Consider the following 11681-nt stretch of genomic DNA (forward strand, 5'->3'; position numbering starts at 1 on the left):
CGGTACGACAGCGAGCCGATGCTCGATTTTCAGGTGGGGCGAATAACTCCAAGCGACATGTGCCGGTTTTTGGAGCCTGGGCGGAAGCAAACCTATGTGCACGACGTCTGCGAGCGCTGCGGCCATATCGTTCGCCGGGAGCCAACCCCATGACCGCCCCCATCCCCGGCAAGCTGAAATCCAACTGCCCCGACTTCCCGCTCATCTGCGACATCTGCCAGAAGAACCGGAGCCGGGGCAACCACCAAAAATGCAGCAAGAAGCGCCAGGCCCTGATGGCAGAGCGGCAGGCGCGGGAGAATCAATCATGATTTGGTTTCTTATCGGCGTGCTGGTGCTGAACGCAGCCGCCCCGGTGCTGGCCTACTGGCTCAGCGTGAAGCGTCAGGAGGCTGTATGGATAGCGTGAAGCGTTACCACGTTGGCGATGCTGGGCTTGTTGAGGGTGAAGCCCTGGGGCGGCTGAACGTTGTTCTGTCCGCCGACTATGACGCGGCTGCAAGGCGCATCGGCGCTATGGTTTGCGCCAAGCGTCAGATGGAAGAAGAACTTGAAATTGCGCGCGACGATCTGGTCATCTTCAAGAGTGGACTGTCCGCACTGGGCCAGGCGTCGAAGGGGCTGGTGATATGCGCCCGGACCTCGGGCGGCACCGCTGGCCCGGACCAAGCACTGATGGATGCATGCGCCGGTGTCGAGGCGGTCATCACAATTGGCGGGGTTGCAAGGGCTATGAATGAGTTTGAGCGATTGACCGCCGAGAACCAAGCCCTGCAAGCCCGCCTCACAGTGCAGGATCAGCGGGTTGATGAGCTGGATGCGGTTCGCATCTCCCTCGTCGGCAAGGTAGCGCTCTGCAAGGCATGCGGCAGCGATGACCTGTTCTGGTACTCGCATATCCAAAATCACAGCACGGTCCAGCACAACCGGCTCAATACCAATGACGTGACCTGCTTGTTAATTCTCGGCTGCAATAACTGCTCGGAAACCTTGATGACAGTCAAGGCAGACAGAATCGCCGAGCGAATGACAGCCGCCCTCAACCCCACCGCCGAGGAAGAAAGCCATGACGAATAGCACGATGGATCATATCTCTTTGTGGAAACGAAGGGCTTTGGCTGCGGAAGCGAAATTGTCAGCCCTGGCTGAGCCTGTGCCGCCTGCTGGCGAACCAGTCCCGGACTACTTTGTCGCCGCCTGTGATAAGTTCGATTGGACGCCAGAAGAAGCACTGCGCTTCTACGCTGAAGGCAAACACTTCGATATTGTCGATGGTCGCACCCGCATCCTATGCACAGGGGCCATAGCGTCTCATGCCTTGAAAGGCTTGAGTGCTGATTACGCAGATATGAAAGGCGTTGACCCTGTGCCGCCTGCTGGCGGGGAGCCGGAAGTGGTCGCATGGCGCAGCTCCGACGCGTTTGGTGCGGTTTACGCTTATGAGCCCGACCGGCCTGCCGATGAGTACCACGGCCTTGTAACGCTTGAGAACCACCGCGCCCACATCACACGGCTTAAGGCTGAGCTAAAGGGGATCAAAGAAGGTATGGCGTATCGCGGCAGCCTTTTCGGGAAGGTTCAAGCCGAACGCGACGACCTGAAATCTGAAGTCGAGCGGCTACAGGCCTTGAGCGTAACCAACATCATGCTTGATGTAATCCCAGGCGATGGCGATGGTTTTGAGGTATATGCCAAGTACGTTACCGACGTGGAAAAAGCATTGACCCAATGCTACAACGAAATTGATCAGCTACAGGACAAGCTGAACAGCTCCAATGCTGACAAGGAAGCCTACGCGCAGAACGCAATCGACTTGCGCGAGCGTGTGGACGCCCTGCAAGCCGAGCTGACCAAGGCGCGGGAGTTGCTGGAGTTCGTCGTAAATAGCGGCGGCTTTTCGTATGTCACCATCTGGAAAGACATCCGCACCTTCCTCGCCCACCAATCCGCGCCAGCCGCGAAGGTGCTCGGCTTCAAAATCGTCGAGGACACATCGCTGGCCCCCGACTACTTCAAATGCATGAAAGGTGAATGACCGATGAACACAATGCGCACAGATGATCGGCAGGAATCGCCGATCCAGTACATCAAGCTCCCCGAGGTTCGCCGGATCTGCGGCCTGAGCACCGCGACCATTTACCGGATGGCGGTCAAGGGGGAATTCCCGAAACAGGTCAAGCTGGGGGCTGCGGCTGTCGCCTGGGTAAAGGCCGAGGTGGATCAATGGGCCGCCAGCAAGGCGGCGGCCCGTGATCAGCCTTCCGCTTCCAGCAAATCCAAGTAATCGGCCCAGTCCTGCATCATCCCCCGCCTCTGCTCCACAAACTCAGCATGGTTGTATGTCCGGCGCACTTTGCTGCCACTGGCGTGCGATAGCTGAGCCTCGATCCAGTCCTCGTTGTAATCCATTTCGTTCAAGGCCGTTGAAATCGTGGCGCGGATCCCGTGCCCGGTAAGCCTGCCTTCGTATCCCATGCGCCTCAAAGCCACGTTGACTGTGCCGTCGCTGATTGGCTTGCTCGGGTCACTTCGACCCGCGATCAGCAGCTTGTAGCGGCCAGTCATCTGGTGCACCTTGCGCACTTCCTCCACCGCCTGCCGCGACAGCGGCACCAGATACGGCGGCACCTTATCCCCTCCCTTTGCCCTAATTACTTTCTGCAATTGCTTCACCCCCTCAGGGGGAATCGTCCACAGCGCATTGTCCAGGTCGAACTGGTCCCACCTTGCGTTGCGCAGCTCTCCGGTGCGGACAGCGGTCAACAGCAGGATGCGGATCGCGCTCCGGGTGTAGTCCTTGATGTCGGCTACCTTGAGCACGCGCAGGAACTCTTTTAATTCATGCTGCAGCAGCATGGGGTTGTGTTTCTCGGGCGGCTCCTTGGCGGCCACGATGTCCAGGTCTGCCGCCGGATTGACCTCCAGATAATCGGACGCGATGCCGAAGCGGAATATCTCGTTCAGCCAGGTGCGGCACTTGCGGGCGACGTTGAGCGCCCCGCGCTTCTCGATCCCGCGCAGGCACGCCAGTACGTCGGCGCGCCTCACCTCAGCAATCGGGATCCGCCCCAGCGCCGGTATCAGGTCCTTGTCCAGGTAGAGCTGGGCTTGCTTGGCCGCGCCCTTCTTCGCTTTGGCCCACCGGGGCAGCTTGAAGGCGTACCACTCGCCGGCGACCACCTCAAACGTTTTGATAGCGCTGGTGCTGGCCGCCCGCTTCTCTTCCCGGCGCTTGGACCTGGGGTCTATCCCCTTGGCAACCTGCGCCCGTGCCTGGTCGCGCAGCTCGCGGGCTTCCTTCAGGGTGATTTCCGGGTACGTGCCCAGAGAAAAGCGTGGCTGCTTGCCGTGCCATGAAAAGCGGAAGTGCCACGACTTGGTGCCGTTCGTCGCAACGTAGAGGGACAGGCCGTCGCCGTCAGTAACGGAGTATTCCTTCTCACCCGGCTTGGCCTGGCGTACAGCGGTATCAGTCAGCGGCATTAGTACATCACCTCATCACTCGAACTGGGGATGGGCTGAATGATGTACTAAAAATATTGAGAAGTGGTAAGAAGCGTTGTGAAGCGTTGATAAGTAAAAAGCCCGGCCACATCGCTGTGGGCCGGGCCTTATGAGAAGGGCTAATAAAACCTGATAAGCATAAATGGTGCCCGAAGCCGGAATCGAACCGGCACGCCCTTACGAGCGGGGGATTTTAAGTCCCATGCGTCTACCAGTTTCGCCATTCGGGCGGTAGCGCGGTTAGCCATGGAAATATCGGCAAGATCCAATGGCCGATGTTCTGGCTGGTGCAGCAAGAGGGGGGAATATATACATCCCTCCCCCGCGAAGCAAGGTAGCTCATGTCCTTTTCAATACAAAAGCTTTCAATGCTTCGAAATAAAAAAGCTCCGTAAATCATAGATCTACAGAGCTTTTTAAAAGTGGAGGCCGAAGTCGGAATCGAACCGGCGTAGGTGGATTTGCAATCCACTGCATAACCATTTTGCTATTCGGCCTCAGAACGCTTGATGCGATGCTGCCACATCAACCGCAGTACAAACTGATCAGGAAACAAGCCACCTACTCAGCGCTATCTCCTTGAAAACATTGAGATTTTTTACGTCTCAGTGCGTTCGATGGGCGCAATTATGTACTCATTTGCCTAGGCTGGCAACCCCTTGATTTCAAAAAAAAATCGCCCAACGGTCTCGGTGTGCCAGGCAGTATCAGAAGCCTTTTGGGGCTGCTGCACAGCCCTGGGTGAGCAGGCTCCCTCGTTACGGGGATTTGCGGGGTTGTGAGGTCTACGGTGCACCGCCCAACCGGTTGTCGCAGCCCTGCACCATTATGGGTAACATACCGGCCTTCCCCGCAGCCCTTCTGCGACCTGCTAAATAAGCCTATTCCATGCCTTTTGAACTCAGCGTTGACCTCACTACCCTCGCTATTCTTGCTGTTGTCGCATTCATTGCCGGTTTCATCGATGCCATTGCCGGTGGCGGTGGGTTGCTGACCACGCCAGCCCTGCTGACGGCAGGCTTGCCGCCTCATCTGGTCCTGGGGACCAACAAACTCAGTTCGACCTTCGGCTCGGCGACGGCCAGCTTCACCTTCTACAAGCGCAAGCTGTTCCACCCAAGGCAGTGGACTCATGCCCTCGTCGGCACTCTGGTCGGGGCCCTGACCGGCGCCATCGTCGCCCATTACTTGCCCGCCGAGTGGCTGAACAAGATGCTGCCGGTGATCGTCTTCGCCTGCGGCCTGTATCTGTTGTTCGGCGGCACGCCCAAGGCACCGCTGGACAGCGATGCACCGATCAAGAAGACATGGCAGTCGCCCCAGGGCTTCAGCCTGGGTTTCTATGACGGTGTGGCCGGGCCGGGTACGGGGGCGTTCTGGACTGTGAGCAGCCTGCTGCTCTACCCCATCGACCTGGTCAAGGCCAGTGGCGTGGCTCGTAGCATGAACTTCGTCAGCAACATCGCGGCACTGTCGGTGTTCATCTTTTCCGGGCAAGTGGATTGGGTCATCGGCCTGAGCATGGGCCTGTCGGTGATGATCGGCGCGTTCTTCGGCGCTCGCACCGCCATCAGCGGCGGTGCGAAGTTCATCCGACCGGTGTTCATCACCGTGGTGCTGGGCTTGACCGTGCGCCTAGCCTGGCAGCACTGGTTCAGCGTGGCCTAAGCGCCGCGCCACATACAGATCGATCAGGTAGCGGGCGATGGAGCGCGAGGCCGGCAATGGTGGCAAGTCATGGACGTTGAACCACTGGGCGTCCTCGATTTCATCTTCCTGGGGCACAATGTCGCCACCAGCATATTCAGCGTGGAAACCGAGCATCATCGAATGGGGGAACGGCCAGCACTGGCTGCCCATGTACTGGATGTTCTTCACCTCGATACTGACTTCCTCGCGAACCTCGCGCACCAGGCAATCCTCGGCCGATTCGCCAGGCTCGGCAAACCCCGCCAGGGTGCTGTAGACGCCCGGGACGAAACGCGGCGAACGGGCCAGCAGGACTTCATCGCCGCGAGTAATCAACACGATCATGCTCGGTGATATCCGCGGATAGTGCCGCAGCTCACAGGCATCGCAATACATGGCTCGTTCCAACGGAATCTGACCCATGCGCTTGCCGCAACTGCCACAGAAACGATGTTCGCGGGCCCAGGTGCCGATCTGCGCGGCATAGCCCAACACTTTGTACAGCGTGTGGTCATCCTCGAGCATGAACGCCCGCAGGCCTTTCCAGTTACAGCCTGGGATGTCCAGCGAGCTGTGCAATTCCAGCAGGTAGACCGGCTCGCCATCCAGGTGACCGATGCCGTGCTCGGCGAGGACCGACAGGTCTTGGCGCTTGAGCCATTCGCGGGGAAACAGCGCGCCGTTGTCATCGAACAGAAAGCCCTCAGGGCTGCGGGCGACGGCCCAGCCGCCAGCAAGAGCGGTATCGAGTACTGCGGTGGTCCAGCGTGAAATCATGGTCAATCAATCCTGAAATTCAGGTTTCTGTTTGCTCATATGGGCGGCCATGGCCACGCGCAGGTCGGTCGATTGCAACATGGCGGCATTCCAGGTGGCGACGTATTCCAAACCGTCGTCGATGCGGTGGTCGCGCATGTAGCTGATCATTTCCTTGGTGCCGGTCACGGCAATCGGCGACTTGGCGGCGATCTCCCGGGCGATGCCCATCACACCGTCGAGCAGGCTGGCGGTGTCACTGTAGACACGATTGACCAGGCCGATGCTGCGCGCTTCGTCGGCTCCGAAGGTGCGCCCCGTATAAGCGAGTTCACGCAGCATGCCGTCCCCGATGATCCGGGGCAAGCGTTGCAGTGTGCCAACATCGGCGGCCATGCCGATATCGATCTCCTTGATGGAGAATTGGGCGTCCTCGGCCGCGTAACGCATGTCGCAGGCGGCAATCAGGTCGATGGCCCCGCCCAGGCAGTAGCCCTGGATCGCGGCGAGCACGGGTTTGCGGCAGTTGTCCACGGCGTTGAACGAGGCTTGCAGTTGCAGGATCTTGCGCCGCAGCAGGCGTGCATTGCGCCCTACGTCCTTGCCCAATTCGTTGGCCACGCCCGCCAGCATCATCAGGTCTATCCCCGAGGAGAAATGCTTGCCGGCGCCGCTCAGCACCACCACCCGTACGGCATCGGTGTCGTCGATCCATTGGAAGATCTCGATGATCTCGCTCCAGAACGCGGCGTTCATCGAGTTGATCTTTTCCGGGCGATTGATCTGCACATGGGCAATGTTGTCTACAAGTTCGACGTTGAACGCTTGGTATTGCGACATGGCAGTGATCCTTTACCGGCTGAAAAGAGGCTTGAACTATAACAAGCCAGCGCGACAGGACGTAGGCAGTGCATCGGCCAAAAGCGGGACTGCTCGCCTTTCATGAAGATCGACCCGTGGCGAGGGAGCTTGCTCCCGCTGGGGCGCGCAGCGGCCCTAAAACCCGGCGACACGGTAGATCAGGTTGATTGAGTGAGCTTGAGAGGGGCTGCTGCGCAGCCCAGCGGGAGCAAGCTCCCTCGCCACAAATGCATCTCGGCTCTTAATACCGTGCAGCATTATCGGCTCGACGGCTTACTCATCCGTCTTTAGCTGCCCATCCCAACCACCCCCCAACGCCGCAATCAACTGCACGCTGGCGATCAGGCGGCTCTGTTGCAGGCTCAGCACGCTGCGCTCGTTGCTCAGGGCGGTAGCCTGGACGGTCACCACATCGAGGTAGGCAATCAAACCGGCCTTGTACTGGTTCTGCGTCAAGCGCAGGGATTCGCGGGCGGCGTCGAGGGCTTCCTGGCGCACGCGGGCTTCGTCTTCCAGCACTTTGAGCTGGATCATGTAATTTTCCACCTCGCGCAAGCCGTCGAGCACGGTCTGGCGATAGGTGGCGACGGTCTGATCGTAGGCCGCGACAGTACGGTCGACCTCTGCCGAACGCTGGCCGCCATCGAACAGCGTCATCGCCAGTTGTGGCCCTACCGACCAGAACCGGTTCGGCACGCTCACCCAGTTGTCGTAGGTACTGCTGCTGTAGCCGCCACTGAGGCTCAGGGTCAGGTCCGGGTAATACGCGGCCTTGGCGACCCCGATGTTGGCGTTGGCGGCCATCACCGAACGTTCCGCCGAGGCGATATCCGGCCGGCGTTCGAGCAGTTGCGACGGCAGCGCCACCGGGATCTGCGGCAGCGACGGGATGTCCTGGGTCTCGGCCAGGTTGAACTCGGCCGGCGGCAGGCCGACCAGTACGGCAATGGCGTTTTCAAACTGGGCCCGTTGCCAGATCAAGTCGATCAGGTCGCCCTGGGTGGTCTTGAGCTGGTTTTGCGCCTGAGCCACCGCGTCCTTGCCGGACACCCCGGCGCGGTACTGGTTTTCGGTCATTTTCAGGGAGCGCTGGTAGTTGTCGACGGTGGTCTGCAACAGGCGCTTCTGTTCATCGATCACCCGCAACTGCAGGTAGTTCTGCACCAGTTCCGATTGCTGGCTCAGGCGCATCGCCGCCAGGTCGGCAAAACTGGCTTGGGCGCTTGCCTCGTCGGCTTCCAGGGTGCGGCGCAACTTGCCCCATACGTCCGCCTCCCAGCTGACACCGGCCTGGGCGCTATAGGTGTCGCGAATGCCGCTGGACGAACTGCTCAGGCTCGAACTGCTGCTACCGGTGCCCTGACTGGAGCGGGTCTTGCCGACGGTCAGGTCCACGGTGGGAAAAAATGCGCCACGGGCGTTGCGCACCAGCGCCCGGGCCTGTCGGTATTGGGCGTCGGCCTGGGCCACCGTCTGGTTGGACGCATTGAGCTGGTCCACCAGACCATTGAGTTGCACATCGCCGTACAGCTCCCACCAGGCGCCCCTGGCCATCGCATCGCTGGGGTTGGCCTGGCGCCAGCCTTGGGCCTCCTTGTATTGCACCGGCTCGGCAGCCTGGGGACGTTGATAATCCGGGCCGACGGCGCAGGCACTGAGCATCGCCACGCACAGCACCAGGCTCAGCACCCGCGAACCACGGGCGGTGGCCAGCGTTGCGGCAAGATTGAAAGGCGAACGGTCGGTCATAGCGGAGTTTCCAGGGCAGCATCAGTGCGCACACCGCGCCAGCGATTGAAGCGATGGCGCAGCTTGTCGAGATAAAGGTAAACCACCGGTGTGGTGTAGAGCGTCAGAACCTGGCTGAACACCAACCCACCGATGATGGTCAGGCCCAATGGCTGGCGCATTTCCGAGCCTTCGGCGGCGCCGAGCAACAGCGGCAAGGCACCAAGGATCGCCGCCAGCGTGGTCATCAGGATCGGCCGCAACCGCAGCAGGCAAGCGCTGCGGATCGACTCCAGTGGCGTCTGCCCGGCACGTTCGAGTTGCAGCGCCAGATCGATCATCAGGATGGCGTTTTTCTTCACCACGCCGATCAGCAGGAACAGCCCCAACAGCGAGATCAGGCTGAACTCGCCACCCAGCGCGTAGATCGACAGCAACGCGCCGACCCCGGCCGATGGCAACGTAGACAGGATGGTCAACGGATGGATGTAGCTTTCATAGAGCACACCCAACACCAGGTACACCGCCAGCAACGCCCCGAGGATCATGAACGGTTGGCTTTTCTGGGTGGCGGCGAACGCATCGGCGGTGCCGGCCATTTTCACGATGACATCCTCGGGCAACCCGAGCTTGGCAAGTGCCCGTTCGATGGCCGCGGTGCCCTGCTCCACCGTGACACCTTCGGCCATGTCGAAGGAAATGCCCTCGGACGCGAACTGACCCTCATGGCTGACCCGGTCGTCCTCCAGGCTGTTCTCGTAGTGGGCAATGGCCGACAGCGGTACGCGCGCGCCATCGGCGGTGATCACCTGGACCTGCTCGAGGGTACTCGGGTCCTGGGCATACTTGGGATTGACCTCCATCACCACCTGGTACTGGTTGAGGCTGTCGTAGATGGTCGAGATCTGCCGCTGGCTGTAGGCGTTATTGAGCACCGCGGTGACCATGTCCATGTCGATGCCCAGGCGCTTGGCCTGGTCGCGGTCCACCACCAGCGTCACCTGCTGCGCCCCGCCGCCGTCACGAGCGTCGATGGCGGTCAGCTCCGGCAAGGCCCTGAAGGCCGCCACGACCTTGGGGTACCACGCGCGCAGCGACGCCAGGTCGGCGCTTTGCAGGATGTAGGAATACTGCGAGGTGGTCTGCTCGCGACCGCCACCGAACTGCAGGTCCTGGTCGGCCATCAACATCAACTGAGCGCCGGGGACATTGGGCATTTCTTTACGAAGGCGCTCGATGACTTTCTGTGCAGAAATATTACGCTCCTTGATCGGCTTGAGGCGCACCAGCATGAAGGCGTTGTTGGTACCGTTGTTGCCACCGATGAAACCGGCGACGCTTTGCACCGCCTCGTCCTTGAGTACGGCGCGGCGGAAGATTTCCATCTTCGGCTGCATCACGTTGAACGACAGCCCGTCATCGCCACGCACGAAACCGATCAACTGGCCAGTGTCCTGCTGCGGCATGAAGGTTTTCGGCACCACCACATACAACGCGACGTTCACGCCGATGGTCACCAACAGGCTCAGCAAGGTCAGACGCCGATGGCGCAGCACCCAGTCCAGGCTGGTGGCATAACCACGGACCATCCGCTCATTGAGCCGCAGGCTCCAGCGCTGCAAGCGATTCTCCTGCCCCGGCACGTGAGGCTTGAGCCAGCGGGCGCAGAGCATCGGTGTGAGGGTCAGCGAGACCACCAGCGAGACTACGATGGACGCCGCCAGGGTAATGGAAAATTCGCGAAACAGGCTCTCGATGATCCCGCCCATGAACAGGATCGACAGGAACACCGCCACCAGCGAGACGTTCATCGACAGCAAGGTGAAACCCACCTCTTCGGCCCCCCTATACGCCGCCGTCATAGGGGGAACGCCTTCGTCGATATGCCGGGAAATGTTCTCCAGCACCACGATGGCATCGTCCACCACCAACCCGGTCGCGAGGATCAACGCCATCAAGGACAGGTTGTTCAGGGAGAAACCGTACAGGTACATCACCGCAAACGTACCCACCAGCGACACCGGAACCGCCAGCGTCGGGATCAACGAGGCGCGGAAGTTGCCGAGGAACAGGAACACCACCAGCACCACCAGGGCCACGGCGATCAGCAAGGTCATTTCCGCTTCATGCAGGGTGGCCTTGATCACCGGCGAGCGGTCCATCGCCAGGTTCAGCTTGACGCTGGCCGGCAGCACGGCCTGTAACGCCGGCAGTTGGGCCTTGATTTCGTTGACCGTCTCGATGATGTTGGCCCCGGCCTGGCGGTTGATCACCAGCAACACGGCGGCATCGTTGTTGAAGAAACCGCTGTTGTAGCGATCCTCGACGCCGTCGGTGACTTTCGCCACGTCCTTGAGTCGCAGTACTGAGCCATCCTGATAACGGATGATCAGCGTTTCGTAGTCCTTGGCCTTCTCCAGTTGATCGTTGGCCTGGACCTGCCACATGCGCCGATCGTCCTCCACCGAGCCCTTGGGTCGGCGCACATTGCTATCGGCAACGGCGGTGCGCACATCATCGAGGGCCACGCCGTACTGGTTGAGCAGATGCGGTTCCAGTTCGATGCGCACCGCCGGCAACGAGCTGCCGCCGATCTGTACCTCGCCGACGCCCGATACCTGGGACAGGCTCTGGGACAGGATGGTCGAAGCCAGGTCGTAGAGCTGGCCTTTTTTCAACACATCCGAGGTCAGCGACAGCACCATGATCGGCGCCTGGGACGGGTTGACCTTCTTATAGGTCGGCATACTGCGCATGCCGCTGGGCAACAGGTTGCGCGACGCATTGATGGCCGCCTGCACTTCCCGGGCGGCACCGTTGATGTCACGGTCCAGGTCGAATTGCAGAATGACCCGGGTAGAACCCTGGCTGGAACGGCTGCTCATGGTGTTGACCCCGGCGATGGTGCCGAAGGAACGCTCCAGGGGCGTAGCCACCGTCGAAGCCATCACCTCGGGGCTGGCCCCTGGCAAGTTGGCCTGGACCACGATCACCGGGAAGTCCATCTGTGGCAGCGGTGAAACCGGCAGCAGGCCGAAGCACACGCCGCCGAGCAACGTGATGGCGAAGCTCAGAAGCATGGTCGCGACGGGGCGGCGGATGAAGGGGCCGGAGAGATTCATGGGTGAGCGCTCCAGCCATCA

Annotated in this window: 10 protein-coding genes and 2 tRNA genes; 5 read left to right on the forward strand and 7 right to left on the reverse strand. The window is 60.6% G+C overall.

All coding sequences use genetic code 11. The features are described from left to right. Positions 1 to 149: 149 nt before the first annotated feature. The 4 genes from BLO97_RS31705 to BLO97_RS22005 all read left to right on the forward strand — a co-directional run bounded on the left by BLO97_RS31705 (position 150) and on the right by BLO97_RS22005 (position 2284). Positions 150 to 311, forward strand: coding sequence for a hypothetical protein (locus BLO97_RS31705; protein WP_175489860.1), 162 nt, complete (start codon positions 150 to 152; stop codon positions 309 to 311). Between the two features lie 85 nt (positions 312 to 396). Further along, a complete protein-coding gene (locus BLO97_RS32025) occupies positions 397 to 1077 on the forward strand; it encodes a hypothetical protein (protein ID WP_256572210.1) in 681 nt (226 codons plus the stop codon). Then, entirely contained in the window at positions 1067 to 2035 is a 969-nt protein-coding gene (locus BLO97_RS22000; RefSeq protein ID WP_092348131.1) for a hypothetical protein, read from the forward strand. Before BLO97_RS32025 ends, BLO97_RS22000 begins: the two co-directional genes overlap by 11 nt. A 3-nt stretch (positions 2036 to 2038) precedes the next feature. After that, a complete protein-coding gene (locus BLO97_RS22005) occupies positions 2039 to 2284 on the forward strand; it encodes a helix-turn-helix transcriptional regulator (RefSeq protein WP_256572211.1) in 246 nt (81 codons plus the stop codon). Here BLO97_RS22005 and BLO97_RS22010 read toward each other — a convergent pair. From BLO97_RS22010 to BLO97_RS22020, 3 genes are all read right to left on the reverse strand, one after another. Continuing rightward, positions 2254 to 3483 (reverse strand): tyrosine-type recombinase/integrase, encoded by a 1230-nt coding sequence (locus BLO97_RS22010; protein ID WP_092348148.1) that lies wholly within the window; start codon positions 3481 to 3483, stop codon positions 2254 to 2256. The two genes, BLO97_RS22005 and BLO97_RS22010, sit on opposite strands and share 31 nt — an antisense overlap. A 164-nt stretch (positions 3484 to 3647) precedes the next feature. Next, positions 3648 to 3734 (reverse strand) — tRNA-Leu (locus BLO97_RS22015). 193 nt (positions 3735 to 3927) lie between these two features. Beyond that, positions 3928 to 4001: transfer RNA gene (locus BLO97_RS22020), tRNA-Cys, on the reverse strand. Between the two features lie 391 nt (positions 4002 to 4392). Here BLO97_RS22020 and BLO97_RS22025 point away from each other — a divergent pair. Beyond that, a complete protein-coding gene (locus tag BLO97_RS22025; protein ID WP_092143641.1) occupies positions 4393 to 5172 on the forward strand; it encodes a TSUP family transporter in 780 nt (259 codons plus the stop codon). Here the strand turns inward: BLO97_RS22025 and nudC are convergent. The 4 genes from nudC to BLO97_RS22045 all read right to left on the reverse strand — a co-directional run bounded on the left by nudC (position 5140) and on the right by BLO97_RS22045 (position 11660). After that, positions 5140 to 5970 carry an NAD(+) diphosphatase gene (gene nudC / locus BLO97_RS22030; protein ID WP_063321342.1) on the reverse strand — a complete coding sequence of 277 codons (831 nt, stop codon included), beginning with the start codon at positions 5968 to 5970 and terminating at the stop codon, positions 5140 to 5142. The genes BLO97_RS22025 and nudC overlap by 33 nt on opposite strands. Positions 5971 to 5976: 6 nt before the next feature. After that, complete coding sequence (locus BLO97_RS22035) at positions 5977 to 6789, reverse strand: crotonase/enoyl-CoA hydratase family protein (RefSeq protein ID WP_092348149.1); 813 nt, start codon at positions 6787 to 6789, stop codon at positions 5977 to 5979. 294 nt (positions 6790 to 7083) lie between these two features. Then, positions 7084 to 8559 (reverse strand): efflux transporter outer membrane subunit, encoded by a 1476-nt coding sequence (locus BLO97_RS22040; RefSeq protein ID WP_092143651.1) that lies wholly within the window; start codon positions 8557 to 8559, stop codon positions 7084 to 7086. Further along, positions 8556 to 11660, reverse strand: coding sequence for an efflux RND transporter permease subunit (locus tag BLO97_RS22045; RefSeq protein ID WP_092348150.1), 3105 nt, complete (start codon positions 11658 to 11660; stop codon positions 8556 to 8558). Before BLO97_RS22045 ends, BLO97_RS22040 begins: the two co-directional genes overlap by 4 nt. Positions 11661 to 11681 lie beyond the last annotated feature (21 nt).

Source organism: Pseudomonas sp. NFACC05-1, assembly GCF_900100135.1.
Classification (GTDB): Bacteria; Pseudomonadota; Gammaproteobacteria; order Pseudomonadales; family Pseudomonadaceae; genus Aquipseudomonas; species Aquipseudomonas fluorescens_Q.